This window comes from Pseudomonas fluorescens (assembly GCF_005938625.1).
Taxonomy (GTDB): Bacteria; Pseudomonadota; Gammaproteobacteria; order Pseudomonadales; family Pseudomonadaceae; genus Aquipseudomonas; species Aquipseudomonas fluorescens_BD.
Window position 1 is genome coordinate 17,157 of record NZ_VCNJ01000007.1, and the last position, 19,289, is coordinate 36,445.

General features: G+C 55.8%; 20 protein-coding genes and 2 pseudogenes. 10 read left to right on the forward strand and 12 right to left on the reverse strand.

What is annotated here, in order from left to right:
- Positions 1-152 precede the first annotated feature (152 nt).
- A complete protein-coding gene (locus FGA82_RS05995) occupies positions 153-1,724 on the reverse strand; it encodes a sensor domain-containing diguanylate cyclase (protein ID WP_141126375.1) in 1,572 nt (523 codons plus the stop codon).
- 177 nt (positions 1,725-1,901) lie between these two features.
- Positions 1,902-2,676, reverse strand: a pseudogene (locus FGA82_RS06000) (aldolase).
- Between the two features lie 4 nt (positions 2,677-2,680).
- Between FGA82_RS06000 and FGA82_RS06005 the strand changes: the two are divergent.
- A pseudogene (locus FGA82_RS06005) lies at positions 2,681-3,037 on the forward strand (LysR substrate-binding domain-containing protein); the annotation flags it as partial.
- Positions 3,038-3,054: 17 nt separating this feature from the next.
- Here the strand turns inward: FGA82_RS06005 and FGA82_RS06010 are convergent.
- From FGA82_RS06010 to FGA82_RS06025, 4 genes are all read right to left on the reverse strand, one after another.
- On the reverse strand, positions 3,055-3,576 hold the full coding sequence (locus tag FGA82_RS06010) for a hypothetical protein (RefSeq protein ID WP_141126376.1): 522 nt from the start codon (positions 3,574-3,576) through the stop codon (positions 3,055-3,057).
- The gene (locus FGA82_RS06015; protein ID WP_141126377.1) at positions 3,576-4,304 is read right to left on the reverse strand and encodes an alpha/beta hydrolase; all 729 of its coding nucleotides are present in this window, start codon (positions 4,302-4,304) and stop codon (positions 3,576-3,578) included. The genes FGA82_RS06010 and FGA82_RS06015 overlap by 1 nt, the downstream gene beginning before the upstream one ends.
- A gap of 3 nt (positions 4,305-4,307) precedes the next feature.
- A complete protein-coding gene (locus FGA82_RS06020; protein ID WP_141126378.1) occupies positions 4,308-4,805 on the reverse strand; it encodes a PAAR domain-containing protein in 498 nt (165 codons plus the stop codon).
- A 135-nt stretch (positions 4,806-4,940) separates the two neighbouring features.
- Positions 4,941-5,606: a ribonuclease T2 gene (locus FGA82_RS06025; RefSeq protein ID WP_141126379.1), complete on the reverse strand. Its 666-nt coding sequence runs from the start codon at positions 5,604-5,606 to the stop codon at positions 4,941-4,943.
- A gap of 165 nt (positions 5,607-5,771) precedes the next feature.
- Here FGA82_RS06025 and FGA82_RS06030 point away from each other — a divergent pair, with 165 nt between their 5' ends.
- Entirely contained in the window at positions 5,772-6,242 is a 471-nt protein-coding gene (locus tag FGA82_RS06030; protein WP_141126380.1) for a hypothetical protein, read from the forward strand.
- A 6-nt stretch (positions 6,243-6,248) separates the two neighbouring features.
- On the opposite strand, the gene FGA82_RS06035 is transcribed toward FGA82_RS06030, so the two are convergent.
- Positions 6,249-7,103, reverse strand: coding sequence for a LysR family transcriptional regulator (locus FGA82_RS06035; protein ID WP_141126381.1), 855 nt, complete (start codon positions 7,101-7,103; stop codon positions 6,249-6,251).
- A 102-nt stretch (positions 7,104-7,205) separates the two neighbouring features.
- Between FGA82_RS06035 and FGA82_RS06040 the strand changes: the two genes are divergently transcribed.
- A complete protein-coding gene (locus FGA82_RS06040) occupies positions 7,206-7,847 on the forward strand; it encodes an FMN-dependent NADH-azoreductase (RefSeq protein ID WP_141126382.1) in 642 nt (213 codons plus the stop codon).
- 104 nt (positions 7,848-7,951) lie between these two features.
- Positions 7,952-8,743: a transporter substrate-binding domain-containing protein gene (locus FGA82_RS06045; protein WP_171057248.1), complete on the forward strand. Its 792-nt coding sequence runs from the start codon at positions 7,952-7,954 to the stop codon at positions 8,741-8,743.
- Positions 8,744-8,746: 3 nt separating this feature from the next.
- Here FGA82_RS06045 and FGA82_RS06050 read toward each other — a convergent pair whose 3' ends face one another.
- A complete protein-coding gene (locus FGA82_RS06050) occupies positions 8,747-8,956 on the reverse strand; it encodes a hypothetical protein (protein WP_141126384.1) in 210 nt (69 codons plus the stop codon).
- 136 nt (positions 8,957-9,092) lie between these two features.
- Between FGA82_RS06050 and pseH the strand changes: the two genes are divergently transcribed.
- Positions 9,093-9,644: a UDP-4-amino-4,6-dideoxy-N-acetyl-beta-L-altrosamine N-acetyltransferase gene (pseH, locus tag FGA82_RS06055; protein WP_141126385.1), complete on the forward strand. Its 552-nt coding sequence runs from the start codon at positions 9,093-9,095 to the stop codon at positions 9,642-9,644.
- Positions 9,645-9,660: 16 nt separating this feature from the next.
- Here pseH and FGA82_RS06060 read toward each other — a convergent pair whose 3' ends face one another.
- Positions 9,661-10,161 carry an Lrp/AsnC family transcriptional regulator gene (locus tag FGA82_RS06060; RefSeq protein ID WP_093433799.1) on the reverse strand — a complete coding sequence of 167 codons (501 nt, stop codon included), beginning with the start codon at positions 10,159-10,161 and terminating at the stop codon, positions 9,661-9,663.
- A 119-nt stretch (positions 10,162-10,280) separates the two neighbouring features.
- Between FGA82_RS06060 and FGA82_RS06065 the strand changes: the two genes are divergently transcribed.
- From FGA82_RS06065 to FGA82_RS06075, 3 genes are all read left to right on the forward strand, one after another.
- Entirely contained in the window at positions 10,281-11,315 is a 1,035-nt protein-coding gene (locus tag FGA82_RS06065; protein WP_141126386.1) for a histone deacetylase family protein, read from the forward strand.
- Positions 11,316-11,365: 50 nt separating this feature from the next.
- Positions 11,366-12,418, forward strand: coding sequence for an ornithine cyclodeaminase (locus tag FGA82_RS06070; RefSeq protein ID WP_141126387.1), 1,053 nt, complete (start codon positions 11,366-11,368; stop codon positions 12,416-12,418).
- A 127-nt stretch (positions 12,419-12,545) separates the two neighbouring features.
- A complete protein-coding gene (locus tag FGA82_RS06075; RefSeq protein ID WP_141126388.1) occupies positions 12,546-13,961 on the forward strand; it encodes an amino acid permease in 1,416 nt (471 codons plus the stop codon).
- Positions 13,962-14,005: 44 nt separating this feature from the next.
- On the opposite strand, the gene lepB is transcribed toward FGA82_RS06075, so the two are convergent.
- The 3 genes from lepB to FGA82_RS06090 all read right to left on the reverse strand — a co-directional run bounded on the left by lepB (position 14,006) and on the right by FGA82_RS06090 (position 15,802).
- The gene (gene lepB, locus FGA82_RS06080; RefSeq protein WP_141126389.1) at positions 14,006-14,803 is read right to left on the reverse strand and encodes a signal peptidase I; all 798 of its coding nucleotides are present in this window, start codon (positions 14,801-14,803) and stop codon (positions 14,006-14,008) included.
- A gap of 81 nt (positions 14,804-14,884) precedes the next feature.
- Positions 14,885-15,292 (reverse strand): hypothetical protein, encoded by a 408-nt coding sequence (locus FGA82_RS06085; RefSeq protein WP_141126390.1) that lies wholly within the window; start codon positions 15,290-15,292, stop codon positions 14,885-14,887.
- 147 nt (positions 15,293-15,439) lie between these two features.
- The gene (locus FGA82_RS06090; protein ID WP_141126391.1) at positions 15,440-15,802 is read right to left on the reverse strand and encodes a DUF6124 family protein; all 363 of its coding nucleotides are present in this window, start codon (positions 15,800-15,802) and stop codon (positions 15,440-15,442) included.
- Between the two features lie 1,086 nt (positions 15,803-16,888).
- Here FGA82_RS06090 and FGA82_RS06095 point away from each other — a divergent pair.
- Both FGA82_RS06095 and FGA82_RS06100 read left to right on the forward strand, forming a co-directional pair.
- A complete protein-coding gene (locus tag FGA82_RS06095; RefSeq protein ID WP_141126392.1) occupies positions 16,889-17,104 on the forward strand; it encodes a hypothetical protein in 216 nt (71 codons plus the stop codon).
- Between the two features lie 225 nt (positions 17,105-17,329).
- Complete coding sequence (locus FGA82_RS06100) at positions 17,330-18,802, forward strand: Fic family protein (RefSeq protein ID WP_212760528.1); 1,473 nt, start codon at positions 17,330-17,332, stop codon at positions 18,800-18,802.
- Positions 18,803-19,289 lie beyond the last annotated feature (487 nt).

A 19,289-nucleotide genomic window follows, 5' to 3' on the forward strand; every position in this document is an offset into this window, starting at 1 on the left:
TTGTATGGGTATTCACATAACCTTGGCTTGATGAAAATCCCTGTGGGAGCGAGCTTGCTCGCGAAGGCGGTAGATCAGTCAACATCTTCATCGCCTGACACTGCGCTTTCGCGAGCAAGCTCGCTCCCACAGGGTTTGTGTCAGCGTATGGTTCAGCGGTCCGAGCGCATCAACTCGGCCAGGCCACTGTCCAGCGACAACACCGCCGCACGATTGCGTCCGGCATTTTTCGCTTGATACAACGCCGCATCGGCGCGCTGGATAAACACTTCCAGGCTGTCATTGCCGCTGGGGATAAACGAATAGCAGCCCAGACTCACCGTCAGATACCCGGTCGGAGAACCGCTGTGGGTGATGTGCTTGTCGATCACGCTGCGCCGAATCTGCCCGGCAATCGCCAGTGCGCCGTTGATGTCGGTATCCGGCAACAGCACCGCAAACTCCTCGCCTCCATAACGCACCGCCAGATCAGACTTGCGCTGACAGCAGGCCCGCAGCACCTGAGCGACCTGGGTCAGGCAATGATCCCCCGCCACATGCCCATAGGCATCGTTGTAGCGCTTGAAGAAATCGATATCGAGCATGATCAGACTGACCGGACTGACCTGTCGCGCGCCCCGGGCAAATTCGATCTCCAGGGAACGCTCGAACAAACGTCGATTGGCCAACCCGGTCAGGCTGTCGTGAGTGGCGATCTGTTCCAGCGTACGCTGGGCCTTGCGCAGGTTTTTCTCGATCCGCTCACCATCGCGCACCTGATGAATGAACACCCAGCCAAACAGGCCCACGCCGAGAATCACCAACGCGACAATGACACTCGACTGGAACGCACGCTCGTACCAGCCCTTGAGAATCGTGTCGCGCGAGGTCGCCGCCGACACCACCAACGGATACGCCGACAAGCGTCGATAGCCGTACAAACGCACCACGCCGTCGACCACTGAGTTGATCATCGCCGTGCCGGCCGCTGCTTCGGGCAGCAACGTGCGATAAATCCGCCCTTGCGCCAGCGAGGTGCCGATCAGGTTTTCATCAAACGGCCGACGGGCGAGTAACGTGCCGTCGCTCAAGCCGAGAAACATGATGCCTTTATCATCGAGGCTGAAGCTTTCGAAGAAGCGGTCGAAGTACGACATCTTGATCCCGGCCAGCAACACACCCTGAAAATTGCCGGCGTGATCATTGATGCGCTTGGAAATCGGGATGATCCACTCACCGTTCTCGCGGCTGCGAATCGCCGGGCCGATGTGCGCCAGCGTCGAGGCGTTCTGCTGGTGAAATTTGAAGTATTCGCGGTCCGCCACGCCCTGGCCACGGGGCAGATCGGCGAACGAAGTAATCACCCACTGGCCCTGCGTGTCGAAGAGAAACATGCCGTGCAACTGATCGAGTTGCTGCACGCGCCGGGCGAAAGTTTTCTGCAAGCGCGGACGTTGCGCCGCCCCGTAGCCATCGTCCTGAATCCAGTCGACCAGACTGGTCATCACCAGATCGGCGGCGAGAAAGGTGTCCTCGGCCTGCTGCGCCATGGCCCGGGTCAGGTTGCTCGATGCTACTTTCGCTACCGCCAGATCCTGGCGCCGCGACTGCTCCAGTTGCAGGTACAGCAAGCCGGACAGGCACAACCCCACCGCAACGATAAACAGTACCGCCGCTTTGCGCAGCGGCAGGCGTTTAAGGGTGCCTCCGGGGGCCTGATGCGGATCGTGAATAGGGATAGGCAAAAGCAAGTCCTGGGCAGGTACGACAAGGGCGCCAGCGGGAAAACCCTTATGTTTGTGAGCGTAGCCCACCGGAATCTACGGGGCAAACACCCCGGTCCCGCCCAGGTATATCGGCGCGCAACGAGTTTGGATGATCGCTGTTCGCAGATTTATTTTCGATTGCCTCTTTAGGGTTAGTCAGTTGTGAAGGGCCAGACGCCGCATTGCACTGTGCAGGTGGGCCCGCGCACTGTGCGGATCGCCCTCGCGCATCTGCTCATAGGCCCGTTGCGCAATGGCGTGGGGCACCGGTTTCAATTGCCGTTGCGTGGCCATCGCCAGCAGTTGCACCTGCGCGGCGCGCTCCAGGTAGTAGAGGTCGTCCCAGGCTTCGGCGATGGTCGGCGCAGCAACGATCACACCGTGGTTTTTCAGGAACAGAATGTCGGCGTCGCCCATGACCCCGGCGATTCGGTCGCCTTCGGACGCGTCCAGCGCCAAGCCGTTGTAGTCCTCGTCCACCGCCGTGCGCCCGTAGAACTTCAGCGCGGTCTGCCCCAGCCATAACAGTGGCGGCCCTTGTAGCAGGCACAGTGCCGTGGCGTGCGGCATGTGGGTGTGGAAGGCGACTTTCACTCGCGGCAGTTGTTTATGCAGACGCGCGTGAATGTAAAACGCCGTGGCTTCCGGCTGGCCTTCGCCTTCAACTACATTGCCGTCGAAGTCGCAGACCAGCAGATTCTGCGTGGTCACTTCGGCAAATGCATAACCGTAGGGATTGACCAGAAACAGATCGTCATGCCCCGGCACCATCGCCGAAAAATGATTGCAGATGGCCCTCCTCCAGGCCATGCAACGCGGCCAGTTGAAAGCACGCCGCCAGCTCAGTGCGCGCGGTGATGATTGCTTCTGTGTCGAGGTTCAGCGCTGTCGGGCGTGAGGCCCGCGCAGTGGCGGTCAGGGTGTGAGCCATGACGAAGGGTGCGGAGTTTGATTCGTCGAGCGGCGTGTTGCCGTTGGCGTTGTTTCCGCAAGGCTGCCTGTATCGGCAGCGCGCCATTCGTTTGCTCGATGTTGCCCAGCGCCCCTGGCGGGTCGCGTTTGGCAGCCACAGCCTGACCGGGATTCAAGCAGCGGTGGCCTCGGGGTTGGGAGTGTCGGTGCTGCCGATGTCGGCGGTGTTGCCTGAGCATCAGGTGTGTACGGATCTGCCGGAACTGGCACCGACGGAATTGGCGTTGGTCAGTCGTGAGGGTGTGTTGAGCGGGTTGCAGCGTGGCCTTGGGGAGTTCTTGCGTGGGGAGTTGGGGGTGGATGCGGGGGGATTCGCCTGAAATCCCCCTTGCTTCTGTTATCGGGGTTTGTTGATTTCCCGCAGCAGATCCGCGACGGGTATGTTCATGGTGTTTGAGTAGTAGGGTTTGTAGCCGTAGGCGGTGACGACGACTTTGCAGGGGATCTGTGGTTTGTTGGAGAGGAGGTGGTTCAGTTCTGACGCTGACAAGTCTCGCTGCGAGCTGCGGCTACTAGAGGTTTCAACCAGGAATACGCTGGTGAGATAGGAAAATTTCGCTTTTGCTGTCACTCTTTTTTCAGACTCAATTACGCCAACTGCAGAAAACTGAATAGCTTTATCAACTGAAAAGTCATAGTCATCTGCCAACGCACACTCCAACGTACCAGAGGCCATACCCTGCCTTTCTCCTCGATCAAAGAGGTCAAGAACATCAATATCCGACTCATACCTGATGTCGTATAACAGTGACTTCTCTCGCTCAACTGACACATAAATCAGATTGGCAGGAGGTTGTACGTGGTCTTTTGCACAGCCGGAACAAACACCCAGAAGAATGTAAGGGAGCAACTTATGCATTACGAAAAATCCTTCATGATTGAATCGTGCAACATATCGTATGCTGATTTGTCGCCAGATATACGCGTAGTGAACAACCCTAATGCGTCTGCATGATTGGTGTTTACATTAACGTTCAGTGAAGGCCCGCAAGCGACAATCCATTTTTTACCAAAGTCGGCAACCCCGTCTGATGGATCTCTTTGTATCGGCGTCGCTTTGATGTTGATCCATTGAACTGCAACAGGATCGGGACGCTCACGATAAATATCCGAACCCAACCAGACCAAAGCCCCTTCACCTACAGGATCCAGGGTGACCAGCATTTGAACTTTGTAACCCCATTCCGACATGATTTTTGTCAGATGCGCACCATTCCACCCACCGAGACTGTGACCAATGATATAGACGGGGCAACTCTTGTAAGGAATCAGGCTAAGAACGTGCCTTTGTATATCTTGTTTTCCTCTGATTTCGTTGTAACCCAACCATTCAGATTTATATTTGCCCTGATCTTTCAACGCTTCATTACGCTTATCAAACTCTAGCCGTGCAAACTGGACGTTTTTATACGGACCCGAAAAATAATAGCTCTCCTTATCTCCTGCCCCACCAACAAAAAACACAATCGCCTTGGTACTCTCTACCGGCACAGGCTTGTCACTGACATCCTTCTTGTCCGTCAGCGCATGTTCATTGTGAAGCTTGTAATTGTTGCCCTTCGCGCACGTTACCGTTTCAGCAGTCATGCCTTACTCCTCCAAAAACAACTTGATGGTTTCCGGCAGATGCGAGCTGACTTGGTGGGTGAATCCGTTCGCGTCAGACACCCCATGTTCCAGACGCCCGTCAGCGCGCTGAATAACGTAAGGATGATCAGGCATGGGCTCACCAGTCACGTCATTGACCAGTTTCAACCTGTCAGTGAAATGCACCGGCATCGGTAACAGGCCACTGAATGGCGCGGCTGTCACCGTATCACCGATGATCACCGTGCCTGAACCGCCGATGACGACATTGCCGTGACCACCGGTGCTGTCCAACGTGGCGGCGTTCAAGCCATTGATGAACACCGTCGAAGCAACAGCGCCGGTGATCGGGCTGCCGCAAGCAGATTTATCAGTCATTCGCGCAGCCGCCAGACCGTCGAAATTGACATTCGGCGAGCCACTGGCTATGGGATTGGTGCCATGTCCCGGCAATGGGCAGACGGTTGGATCGGTGACGCGGGCGGCGGGTTTTCCGCTCATGCACAGCTCCTTGCAATGTTGCGGGTCATCCTTTTGGGGGGCGCAAGCATGCGGGAGTTCGTCGGGTACTTCAAACCTTCAGGCAAAAAAAGGCGCCCGATCGGGCGCCTTTTTTATACGTGGAAACCGCTCAGCTTAGCGCGACGGCGGCACCCGAATATCACCCGCCCGGCACTGGGTTTTCACGCCTTTGCCACAGGCGCCGAACTGCAGATCCTTGCCCATGCACACGCGCACTTCCGACAGTTCCGGGCCGCTGCAAATGACGGCGATGCCATCGGCTGGAATGCCCGGATTGGCCTTGCGGAACAGGTCGGCGATTTCCTGAGCTTCGAAGTAGTAGGAGCTGCTGAACGGTTGCAGCTCATCGGGGATTTTCACCGCCGCCACGGCTTTGTCCGCTTCATCCAGATAGCCCATCGCGCCGAGGCCGCTGCAGGTGCCGTGTTTGGACCATTCGTGGTCGAGCAGTTTTTTGGTCGGGAACAGCGTCAGACCTTTGCTGGTTTGCGCCGCGTTCAGCGTGGTCAGCGGCGGGCAGGATTCCGGCCAGCCACCCTTGGCGTATTGCGGCCACAACCCGTGAAGCACGAAGCCGTAGCCCTTGCCCGTACACTGCGAGTCATCTTTGTGGGTCAGACAAAACGTCGGCGACCAGGACAGCGTCAGCAGGTAGTAATCGAATACCCCCGCCACCGATTCCGCCTGGGCTTTGCTCGACTGCGATTGCCGCGCCGAACTCAAACCGATGCTACCGGCCGTCAGCGCAATCACTGCCAAAATTGTAAACAGCTTTTTCATCTACCCGCTCCTTGGGACGCCTGCGTCCGTGGTTTTCGATCCTGACCAGACTTGGCCAGCGCTGATTTCGACACGCTTGTGTTGCAGGCGCATGACGCAAGGCAACACCGTACCCCGTTGAAAGGTCTACGATTAACAGGCAGACATCAAACCAAGGGATCCGAAATGAGTAAAGCAGACGAACTCGCCGCCAAACTCAAGCAAACCCGGCACACCCACGCGGATGCCACGCTGGAGATCGATTGCTGGCCGGCGCAGGTGTACGACTTGTACCACCGCATCGAGGCGTGGCTGCAACCGGTGACTGAAGTCGGCCTGAAGATTCGGCGCAATCCGACCCACGTTTGCGAAAGCTCACCCGATGGCGAAACCCACGATTACGCCATCGATCAACTGGTGATCGAGGCCAATCATCAAACCCTGACATTTGATCCCATTGCGCGGTTTACCGAGGATGGCGCCGGGCGGGTGCAGATCAGCCCGTCAGCCACGGACACTTATCTGCTGCGTACCGTGGATGAGCACGGTGAAAGCCATTGGTGGATGCAGTCGATTGAAACAGGTCAGCAGCTGGATGCCATCGCACTGACCGAAAACAATCTGTTGGTGGCGGTGCAAGAAGGTCTTGGCCTGTAATCTGCGTCACTGCCGCCGCGCCGAGCAAAACTCGACGATCACCTGCGATAGCGCATCGATCATCTGCGGCTCAGCGTGAGGCGCGACAAACAAGCGGAACTGCGCATCCGGTAACGCCGGCAAGCCCTGTTCCGCGCCCAGCGCGGTCATCTCCCGCCCCAGTTGACTGAGCGGCATCGGCGCCACGGCAAACCCGGACAACGCCGCCGCACGTAACCCGGCGGTGCTCGAACACAACATCGCCGTACGCTGGGAAATGCCCGCCTGAGCCAAACGCGTCAACGCAGCTTCGCGATACGGACACGGCTCGGGAAACAGCGCCAGCGGCAATGGCGTTGGCAGGTGAGTCACGGGTTGCGCGGCCCACGCCCACACCAGTGGTTCCTGCCAGAGTAACCGCCCCGATTCGCCGGTTTCACATAGCGAACCGATGACCATCTCCAGATCGCCCTGCTGCATCTGCCCCAGCAACGTCCCCGGAATGTTCACCTGCACATCGATTTCCATACCCGGGTGCTGCGCCGCGCAATCCTGTAATGCGCGCAACAACCGCGCCTCGACGAAATCCTCGGACACGCCAATCCGCATCCGCCCTTGAAACGGCGTGCGCGTGAGCTGCGCCCAGGCATCGCGATTCAACGCCAGAATCGTCCGCGCACAGGCGATCAAACGCTCGCCGTCGGCGGTGAGTTGCTGAGAACGGGTGGTGCGCTTGAGCAGCGGCTTGCCGACTTGTTCTTCGAGTCGGCGCAGATGACCGCTGACCGCCGACTGGGTCAGATGCAGTTTTTCCGCGGCACGACTGAAGCCGTCCTCATCGACAACGGTGACAAAGGTCTTGAGCAACAAGGCGTCAAACATAGTGAGATACGTGATCAATGGCCGATTTATTCACAATTTATAGTTTGAAACGAGCTATGTTGCAATGCCTCGCACTCACTCCCCCGACTGCCGAGGCTTCACGTGACCACCCTTCTGCACATCGAATGCTCACCGCGCAAACAGCGCTCCGCCTCACTGCAAGTGGCGCGCAGTTTTATCGATCGCTATTTGCAACATCATCCGCAGACCCACGTCGAAACTCTGGATCTGTGGGGCATGTCGCTGCCGGAGTTCGGCGAAGAAGCGATGAACGCCAAGTACGCCGGCCTCAGTGGTACGCCGCTGACGCCGGCCCAGCAATCGGCATGGAATGAACTCAAGCACCTCGCCGCGTACCTGCATCGTGCCGACCTGATTGTGCTGTCGGTGCCGCTGTGGAATTTCAGCATTCCCTACAAGCTCAAACACTTCATCGACCTGGTGTCGCAGAAAGACATTCTCTTCAGCTTCGACCCAGAACATGGTCTGCAAGGTTTGCTGAAAAACAAAACTGCTGTGGGCGCCTATGCCTGCGGAATGGATTTTTCGGCGCAATCGGCCACACCCGCCGAACGCTTCGATTTTCAGAAACCCTATGTGGCCGCGTGGCTCGAGTTTATCGGCATCAGCGATGTGCATGAGTTGCGCGTCGAAAAGACCATTCTCGGCGAAGACATCGATCGTCAGGCGCGCCTCGCGGCTTCACAACAGGCGCGGGATCTGGCGGATCATCTCGCCTGCTGAAGCGGCCAAGACAGTCATCCGCCGATCAGCGACCCGTTCTGATGACACTCACGAGAGGCTTTTACTACACTGGGTCACCTTCCCTTTCAGAAGCCCCCTGCTCAATGACAATTCTAAAAAGCACGATGACTCTCTGCGGTGCGCTAACTTTGGCCACCGCCGTTCAGGCTCAGGAACTCCCTTCGCATCTCGACACCATCCAGCAACAAGGCCAGTTGCGCGTGTGCACCACCGGCGACTACAAGCCCTACACCTTCAAACGCACCGACGGCGATTTCGAAGGCATCGACATCGCCATGGCTCGCTCACTGGCTGACAGCCTCGGGGTCAAAGTCCAATGGGTGCAAACCACTTGGAAAACCCTGATGCCGGACATGCAGGCCGGCAGATGCGACATTGGCATGGGCGGTATCTCGGTGACGCTGGAGCGGCAGAAAAAAGCCTACTTCAGCAACACCCTCGACACCGACGGCAAGATCCCGCTGGTGCGCTGCGCCGATGTCAGCAAGTACCAGACGGTCGATCAGATCAACCAGACCGCCGTACGCCTGGTCGAACCCGCCGGCGGTACCAACGAAGCCTTCGTCCACGCCTTCCTGCCCAAGGCGCAACTGGCCCTGCACGACAACGTGACGATCTTCCAGCAACTGCTCGACAACCAGGCCGATGTGATGATTACCGACGCCTCGGAAGCGCTGTATCAGCAGAAACTCAAACCGGGCTTGTGCGCGGTGAATCCGCATCAGTACATGCAATATGGCGAGAAGGCTTATTTGCTACCGCGCGATGACATCAGCTGGAAACTGTACGTCGATCAGTGGCTGCACTTGAGCAAAGTCACCGGTAAATATCAGCAGACCCTGAGCGAATGGATTGCCGTACCTGCCGCGCAGTAAACCTCAATCGTCATGCAACATCCCGGAGCTGTACTGATTGAGACTGCTGCCGATACTGTTGCCGCCAAACTTCAACGTATTGGCATTACGCCCCTGGGGCGACTGACAGTCGCTGGAGAAACAACTGGTGGTGGTCAAACCACCCGCGCCCGAACAGGCACTCAACACCGACACAGCAGCAATCAACAGCACTTTGACGACATTGGCGCTCATGGCACGATTCCCCCTCGGGATGAAAAACGACGATCTTGTGCCAACATCCTAGGCCTGCGCCGCACACGGCAAGATGAAACTTTGCTGATCGACAGCGCCGGTTCAGAATCGCTTACCCGCCGACAAGGACATCCCCATGCAATTCCTGCCCCTCACCGACGCCAGCCCCGCTGTCCAGGCCCACGTCCGCACCCTGCGCAATCAACCGGACGTACGCAAATTCATGTACACCTCGCATGAAATCAGTGAGCAGGAACATGCCAACTGGATGAACTCTTTGCAGGGTAATCCGCGCCAGCAAGTGTTTGTGGTGATCAAGGATGAGCAGGCAGTGGGGGTTGTTTCATTGAATGCGATCAATGTTTTGCACAGGACCGCGGATTGGGCGTTTTATCTGGACGTGGGGTTGCAGGGCAAGGGCTTGGGCAGTGTCGTTGAATTCTGGATGCTTGACTACGCGTTTGGCGGGGCGGGGCTGGAGAAGCTGAACTGCGAAGTGCTGGCGATGAACGCGGCGGTGGTGAAGATGCATCAGAAGTTCGGGTTTGAAATTGAAGGTGTGCGACGGCAGAACATCTCCAGGGATGGTGCGCGGATCGACGTTGTTCTACTAGGTATTACCAAAGAGGAATGGCAACACAAGCGCCCCGCTTTGGCGCCTGTGATCGAGCGGATCACTGCAAGCTGAAAAGACGCCAGCGCAATCAGTCTTTGCCGGGCTTGGGGATCGCAATACGGCTCCCGGTCTTGACCTCGCGCAATGCCAGGCTGGACTGGATCGACGCAATCCCCACCTGACGCCTGAGCACCTGCTCGATAAAGTCGCTGTAGCTATCAAGATCTTCCGCCAACACCTGCAACACATAATCGGCATCACCGGTGATCTTGTGGCAGGCCACCACCTGCGGCAATTGCGCAATCACCGCCTCGAAAGCGTCCGGCGCGTGGTCGGCATGGGTGGAAAAACGAATGTGCACAAACGCCATGATATCCAGCCCAAGCATTCGCCGATCAAGGTTGGCCTGATAGCCCTTGATCACCCCCGCCTCCTCCATGCGCTTGCGCCGCCGCCAGCACGGCGTAAGGCTCAGCGACAGCCGCTCGCTGAGTTCAGCGTTGGAAATGCTGGCGTCCTCCTGCAACAACTCGAGAATCGCCAGGTCGGTCTCGTCGAGGCTGATGCGTTTGGATATTTTTTTCTGCATGACGCCACTCTTGAGTAAAAACGCCCGAATAATCGACTGAATCACGAACAAAAAGCAAAGAAAGCGCAGCCCAGCCGGAACAGAATATTTGCACTGGCTAACAATAACGGATGCGCAGAATGTTTACAGTTTTCAGTGATTCCCACCGTTTGCACCACGGCACCGAATTGAAGGACGGCGTGCTCAAACCGTCGTTCGAACAACCGAGTCGCGCCGACACCGTGCACAACCGCGTCAAACAGGTCGGCCTTGGGCAGATCGTCGAACCGCGCGCGTTTGATCGCTCGTGCTACGTCAACGCGCACAGCGAGCGTTACGTCAGTTTTCTCGAAACTGCCTGGGGCGAATGGAGCGCAACCGGTCGCACTCACGACGCCTTGCCGCTGGTCTGGCCGGTGCGCGATCTGGCCGGCGAGCACGTGCCGACGTTCATCGACGGCAAGCTCGGCTTCTATGCCATGGATGCCGGTTCGCCCATTACCGCGACGACCTGGCAAGCGGTGAAAACCAGCGCCGATATCGCCCTCACCGGCCTGGCCCTGCTCGATGAAGGCCACGACAGTGCCTTCGCCCTGTGCCGCCCGCCCGGCCATCACGCCGCGCGTGAATACATGGGCGGTTATTGCTACCTCAACAACGCCGCCATTGCCGCGCAACAAGCCATCACCCAAGGCGCCAAACGCGTCGCGGTGCTGGACGTCGACTTCCACCACGGCAACGGCACGCAAAACATTTTCTACCAGCGCAGCGACGTCATGTTCGTGTCGCTGCACGGCGAACCGGCGGTGTCCTATCCGTACTTCTCGGGCTACAGCCACGAAGTCGGCGCGGGTGTCGGCGAGGGTTACAACCTCAACTATCCCCTGCCGAAAAACACCACCTGGGAGAGCTATCGCAACGCCCTGCTCCACGCCTGCAAAAAGCTCCAGCAGTTCGCGCCTGAAGTGCTGGTGATTTCCCTCGGTGTCGACACGTTCAAGGACGACCCCATCAGCCACTTCCTGCTGGAAAGCGAGGACTTCATCGGCATCGGCGAACTGATCGCCAGCGTCGGCTGCCCGACCCTGTTCGTGATGGAGGGCGGCTACATGGTCGATGAAATCGGCATCAATGCCGTCAACGTGCTGCACGGTTTCGAGAGCAAACGCAGCTGAGCCAGCCCGCGCTCTACAGCCTTTCAATGTCTGAATCGGAGAATAAGACCATGACGCTTTTTATTGATGTCGATGATGCTGCACGCCTGTTCACCCAAGTCGGTATCCGCCGCGCCCTGCGCGAAATGGCCGGCTACATCGAAGCGGATTACGCACGCTGGGCACAGTTTGATAAATCGCCGCGCACGGCCAACCATTCGGCAGACGGCGTGATCGAGTTGATGCCCACCGACGATGGCCAGCAGTACTCGTTCAAATACGTCAACGGCCACCCGAACAACGGCCAGCAGAATTTGCTGACGGTCATGGCCTTCGGTCTGCTGGCGGATGTGCAGAGTGGCTATCCGACCCTGCTCAGCGAACTGACCTTGACCACCGCCGTGCGCACCGCAGCCACCTCCGCGCTGGTGGCGCAATCGCTGGCTCGCCCGGGTGCGACCTCGATGGCCCTGATCGGCAACGGTGCGCAAAGCGAATTTCAGGCGCTGGCCTTTCATGAAATGTTGGGCATCAACGAGATCCGCATTTTCGATATTGATCGCGACGCTTCACTCAAGTTGAAGCACAACCTCGCCGCATTCCCGGAAATCGAAGTGATTCTGGCCAGCTCGGTGAAGGACGCGGTCAAGGGCGCCGACATCGTCACCACAGTCACCGCCGACAAAGCCTACGCAACGATTCTGACGCCCGACATGATCGAGCCCGGCATGCACATCAATGCGGTCGGCGGTGACTGCCCGGGTAAAACCGAACTGCACGCTGACATCCTGCGCAACGCCCGGGTCATCGTCGAGTTCGAGCCGCAAACCCGCATCGAGGGCGACATTCAGCAACTGGACGCCGATTCCCCGGTGATCGAGTTTTTCCGGATTGTGCTGGGCGAAGTGGCCGGGCGCGAGAACGACACGCAGGTCACGGTGTTCGACTCGGTGGGTTTTGCCTTGGAAGACTTTTCCTCACTGCGCTACCTGAAAGACCTGGCGCAGGCACAGCAAATCGGCCAGCGCATCCACCTGGTGCCGACACCGGCCAACATCAAAAACCTCTTTCAACTGCTCAATCCGCAACCGGCCAAAGCCTCGCGTCTGCGCACCGTCAGTTGATCATTAACTGTCGCCCCCAAGCCACAGGGGGCGATTCACCTTGTGATCAGCCGCTGCACCTCTAACAAGAACGCTCGACACCTACTTTCTGCCAAAACTCAAAAACATAAAATCAAGAGGTTTTGCAATGAAATCGACCCCTTCCGGGCTGCTCGAACAGCCCGCGCTGCAGCGCACGCTCAGCAATCGTCACATCCAGTTAATGGCCATGGGCGGCGCCATCGGTACCGGCCTGTTCATGGGCTCCGGGAAAATCATCGCCCTCTCCGGGACGTCGATCATCCTCATCTACATGATCATCGGCCTGTTTGTGTTTTTCGTCATGCGCGCTATGGGCGAAATGCTCCTGTCCAACCTCAACTTCAAAACCTTCGCCGACTTCGCCGGTGCCTACCTTGGCCCGCGCGCGGCATTCTTTCTCGGCTGGTCGTACTGGCTGAGCTGGAGCGTGGCGGTGATCGGCGATGCCGTCGTGGTTGGCGGCTTCTTCCAGTACTGGTTCCCCGACGTACCGGCGTGGATACCCGCCGTCGGCATGCTCGCGACCCTGTTCGCGCTAAACGTGCTGACCGTCAGGCTGTTCGGTGAAGTGGAGTTCTGGTTCGCAATCATCAAGATCATCGCCGTCGTGACCCTGATCGCCGTCAGCACCGTGCTGATCGCCAGCTCCTTCGTCTCGCCCAGTGGCGTCACCGCGTCCCTGAGTCATTTGGTGGACAAACAAGCGGCGTTCCCGAATGGCTTGTTCGGCTTCTTCGCCGGATTTCAAATGGCGATTTTCTCCTTCGCCGGCACCGAACTGATCGGCACCGCCGCCGCCGAAACCCGCTCGCCGGAGAAGACCCTGCCCAAGGCAATCAACTCCATTCCGCTGCGGATCATTCTGTTCTACGTCCTGGCACTAACCTGCATTATTGCCGTGACCTCATGGCAGCAGGTTTCCCCGGTCAAAAGTCCCTTTGTCGAACTATTCCTCGTCGCAGGGTTTCCCGCAGCGGCCGGTATCGTCAACTTCGTGGTCCTGACCTCGGCGGCCTCATCGGCCAACAGTGGCGTGTTTTCCTCAAGCCGCATGCTGTTCGGGCTGGCCAATCAGGACAACGCACCCGGCATATTCCGCCGACTGTCGAACAACAGCGTGCCGCTGCTGAGCCTGGCGTTCACCACGCTGTTGATGCTGGTCGGCGTGCTGGTGCTGTTCATCGTGCCGGAAGTCATGACCGCGTTCACCATCGTCTCCACCGTGTCGGCGATTCTGGTGATCTTCACCTGGTCGACCATCCTCGCGTCTTACATCGCCTACCGGAAAAAACGTCCGGATCTGCATGCGAAGTCGGCTTACAAGATGCCCGGCGGTGTGCCGATGGCGTGGTTCTCGTTGGCGTTTTTGGGGTTTGTGCTGGGGTTGCTGGCGTTGCGGCCTGATACGCGGATTGCGTTGATGGTGATGCCGGGGTGGTTTGTCTGGTTGGCGATTGCTTATCAGTTGACGCGGTTGAGGAAGCCTAAATCTGCGGTTGAGTCCGCGAGTCAGTTTGGCTAGATCTGCGAGTGAAAGCCGTCACCTTAAAGTGACGGCTTTTGGTCTCACTGAAAGGCTGTGCCGATCCTCGATCGATCCTCTGAAAACCAGATTCCGGTGACTTTACCGGTAATGTCCTCAAGTGCGACCTGGCCCATAAAGCGGCTGTCGTTACTGACATCGCGGTTATCACCGAGCAGATAAACATGATCCTTCTCGACCACCGTCTGCGGCGTTTGCAGATAACGAGGATCCTTCACGCGCTCTGGCGGCGCAAAGAACAGCCCCATATTTTCGCCGTTGCGAATGACCTTACCGTCAACAATCGACAAGGTATCGCCACCCACCGCCGCCACACGTTTGACCGCCTCGGTGCCGTTGTAGCGATAAGTCACAATGTCGCCCACCTGCGGCGCGTCGATGCGCATTTTGGTGACGATATAGTCACCGATCGAAAGGGTCGGAACCATCGAGCCAGAGGGGATGAAGTAAGTCTTGAAGCCCAGCGTCGGGCCTCGCAATGGCCCCAAAAGAACCAGCGTGAGAATGACCAGCGCCACCACGTAAAGTACATGGAAACGAGTACTTGGACTCGCCACTGGACTATCGTTTTTGCGCACCGATATCGCTGCTGCCGTGGCCGAGCCGAGTTTCACCAGGACAATAAACGTAGCGAAGACATACAGGCCCACTGGCGTGGCAGGCACCCCGCAGACACCGAGTAAAATCACACCGAGATAGAGCAAAGCGGCAACACGCACCGCCCACTTCACCTGACCGGCATACACCAGACCCCAGCCGGCCACCAGGCACGACATCACAAATGCTTGCAGCGGCAGCTTCGGCTTATCAGGAGCAGACATAAATTCTCTTCACGTAAATAGCTGATAATCAAGCGCCCGGCCTATTCAGCCAACAGGGCGCTACGGGCAATGCAGAGGGGGTTATTTAGCGGCAAAGTAGCCGGTCGTGCGCAATTGCAGGCTGTACACCCAGATACCAAACACCAGTGCATATTCTTTGAACATCGACAGAGTGAGCAGATGCACAACCGAACCGCTGTTCATCTGCGACAGAGAAAAGGCAATTCCCAGGATCAACGCCAGAACAAAGCACAGTGAACTGATCTTCTTTCTCGCCAGCAACAGCAAGCCGCCGACAAACATCAACAATGCCACCACGCAGACGTTCAACAACATCAGGAACGAAATATCCCCTTCCCGCGCTTGCTGAAACCCGTCATGAGCCACCCACAGACCGGCCTGAATCAATACAACAAAGCAATAAAAAACGGCCATGAAGACAACGGCGGGACGAGTGTTGTACCAAGCTTGGGACGATGTAGCTTCCATGGTGCGGCGACTCCTGAGTAAAGGCGCGGGATGCTACTAAATGGCCATCACCCTGTCCATTTACTCACCCTCCTCCCGGCTGTTTTGCTCAGTGCCAACGGCCCCTCCGTGGCAACGGCTAAGCCGTTCGCCACAAAGGGAGCTGATTTACGCCTTCACCTCAACGTTATCCAACGCCTGATTCACCGCCAACTCGCCCAGCATCACCACCTGCGCAATGCCCAGCGCGGTTTTGCGGTGCGAGGGGTCGAGTGCTGCGGCGAAGTTGTTGAGCATTTCCGAGGCGGAGCTCAGCGTTTCACTGGCATTGGCCAGCAGGGATTCCGAGTCGTACTTTGGGTTTACGAAGAACATGCGCTCGGGCTCGTTGACGCTGGCCATGATGTGCCCGGCGGGAAGGAGGTAGTGATCGAGCGCGCGCTCGGCGGCTTCGTGGAGTTTTTTGGAGTTGAGGGATTCGTAGGGGGATGCGGGATCGGTTTCCGGCGGGTTGGGCGTGACCTTGAACATAGATGGAACCTCTAGCGCGATTACTAAAAGAAGCCATCACCCACGCTACCAAACGATGGGTGGCGGCCATACGCGGGTTGGTAGACCGGTCGCACTAGAACCCGGCGCCCACGAATGGGCCCCACGCATGACCACCATGAAATCCTAGTCCTGGGAAAGCGACTGAATTAGGTGGTGCGATGCATCTAGACACGAAGCGGGCTACCAAACCCGATCACTGGTTTTCAGTGACTTTGGGACGATAGAACCTGCGGGCTAGACGCACAAGCCGGGGGATTCTGTCTTACGTGTAGGGGGTGGCGCAAGGGAGTGTAGGCTTAGGACTGCAGGAACAGGCTTCACGTCTTTTCCGTTTGGCAAGGCTCTACGAGCACGCTGATCGACTTAAATGCTGTCACCAGTGCAGAGCACACAGCGGTTTTTTCCGTGCGCTTTCCGTCGCTCCGATGATGGATCGGACTGATACTTCTTTTACCTCCCGCAAATAAAGGGACGAACACCTCGCCGCCAGCCCACGTACCAGTTGCGTACCAGTTCTGTTTTCCTCCCTCCTCCTCCCATCCCTTCTGCCGACCGCGTTAGCAATTTTTAAGCAGCGGTTCTCGGCTCCAATCCCAGCACTGTCTATCGTCGGCAAAGGCGAGCCTTTGTGATAGTTAAAACCGCGTGCATGAAAGGCCAGCAAACCTCCCCGTCTTCGCTTCGCCCCGTTTTCAGGTTGACCCCTGGGAAAAAGGTAATATTGGTAATTTCCTTTTTTATCGACGATAAAACTCAATAGAATCAATAGTTTATGCGACCTATTCAAAGGTAATAAAAGGGTAATAGAGGAGTTAGAAAATTACCCTTAGTCGTAGTAATTTCATGCTCCTACGAAAGCCTTTAAAATCAATCACTTAGCAAAATATTACCTCTTCCCTTACCTAATATTACCTTCAAAGGTAATACGTTGAAGCCACGTCCTATAAGGGCTGCAGTCATTTTTTCGCATCGGCTTACCAAAATTACCTTTTTCCCAGCCTCGAACTGAAATTCCCCCCTCAGGTGCCCTGCTATGCTTCCTGCTTTCCGAATGGAGTCGAATGCATGGCCAGCGAATATTCCCTTACCGTCGTCCTCGAAAAAATGTACGAAAATCAGCTCGGCCTCGAAGCTGCGCTGATGGAATTGGTGCTGTTAGTCGAGCAGCAGGGATGCGAGACCGTAGGGGAAAATGCCCGCGTGGCACTTGAGCGAATTGGTGAGAATGCTGGCTTCATCAATCAGGGTTTAGCGCGTTTACGAGCGATAGAGAGGGATTAAGCCGCTGTTGCCCTCAAGCAATTTTTGGCGCGAGCACCACTGCTACCATGCCTAGGTGTTCACCTTGAACTGTCGAAGCTCGACGCAATGTAGAAAAATTTAGCATCAGCCAATTCTGCAAGCCTTGCTATGAGATGAGCAATCTCGAATACGGTGTGGCGACCCCGTAAAATAAGCTTCAGAAGCGTGCGGGAGCCTTGCTCACGCTGGCTCGTACGGAGCGGAATGAAGCCGCTTGAGCGCCTTGACTTTGGGCATAACTATGCCAATATCGAAGCATCAAAACGCAAATTTTTAAAATTGAGAAATGTCATGGCAAAGCCTAGTGTAGAGCGGGCTCCAAAATTCAATCCGGGGAAAATCGATTTTGAAAAAATCGGTAAGTACTTTGACAAATATGATGTAACTGACGCGAAAGGTAACTATCTCCATTGGGATAAATTTAAATGGCGGGTACCAAGGGCGGAAGCGACAGACATTTGGTACGCCGTAAAATTTAAAAGATATATGCAGATGAAACCTTTGGCATTGCTAAGTGACAGCAAAGAAGTTTTCACTTATTGCATACCGCACTCTGTGGACTCTAAACTGCATAGAATTGTAAAACTTGCAGGTGGAAGTGTTGCCGCCATTGCAGGAACCAAAGCTCCTGATAGCCTGCAAAGCAAATTCCTTGTGTCCTCATTAATCATGGAGGAAGCAATATCAAGCGCTCAGCTTGAGGGGGCATCTACAACTAGGGAAGTCGCAAAGAAAATGCTAGAGGAAGATCGTATCCCTCTAGATGAAGACGAGAGGATGATCTTAAACAACTACCTACTTTTAAAGCAGGCAGAGCAAACTAGGGATCTTCCACTTACATTAGACTTGATTTTAGATTTTCATAAGATTGCAACACACGGCACTACCGAAAACAGCGTTATTCCAGGCGCCTTTAGGGAAAGCAACGATATTTATGTCTCAGATAATGACAATGAGATAGCCTATCAACCCCCATCTTTTGAAAAGATACCTGATCGCTTATTAGCCCTGTGCGCATTTGCGAACAGAGATCACTCGGGTGATGACGGCTGCGAATTTTTACACCCAGTCATCAAAGCTATTATCCTCCATTTCATGATCGGATATGAACACCCGTTCAGAGACGGCAACGGCAGGACCGCTAGAGCTCTTTTTTACTGGTACATGCTGAAGTGCGACTACGAGCTCTTTAGGTATGTCTCAATCAGCAAACTTCTTAAAGATGATCCGAAGGGATACGGTTTATCGTACCTGTACACAGAGAAGGACCAGAACGATTTAACCTACTTTATAGACTTCCAAGTTGAAATCATTCTTAAAGCCTTTGAGGAACTGCAAACCTACTTAGAAAGCAGATCCAATGAGTTCCAACAAGTTGTCAAGCTTTTGGAAACAACAAAATACAACTCACTGCTTAACTTTATTCAGAAGGATCTAGTAAAAAAAGGAGCAAAGGAACCTGGCAGAATATTCACAGTCAAGGAGGTATCAAGCAGTTATGATGTTTCGGAAAACACAGCCAGAACTCATCTTAATGGGTTATGTGACTTGAAGCTTTTCATGAACACAAAAGATGGTAGAAAAAACCTATATCTTTCTCCATCAGACCTAATCAGCAGACTGACCAAGAAAAAATCAACCAATAAAATTGGCAAAATCGAGTTCTCGGTTGGTTAAAGCATAGGTTGTCTGAGCCTCTCGCCTTCCACGTTACTTGAACGGGCAACGTGGTTGGTGCTGGGCTAACCCGAATCCATAAGAGGCTATTTGATCGACTGAAATCAGCAACTCTCCGCTGGTAAAACTGTGCAATGCGTAAGCGGCCCTGCATGCCTTATACCACGGGGGCTTAGGCAAAAATAATACTCTCCTTGCCTTGCGTCCAAAGTGCCAAGAATGAGAGCTATTGAGAAATCGAAAACGTCGGAAATCAACTGTTTTCAAGCCGAACTCCGCGCAGGACGTGGCCTCTAGAAAAAGGCTACCAACCGGGATCGTTTTGAACGCCGCGCCAAGCCGCTGCAATTCTTTGCACAATCTTTCAATCCATGTAAATGCGATGTATCCCATCCCGATCCCCGGCAGGCTTGGGTTTGTCCCAAATTGCACATCGCCCGAGCTTTGCAAAAAAAATTACCACACGGCCCGTCGGCGGGAGGGGGAT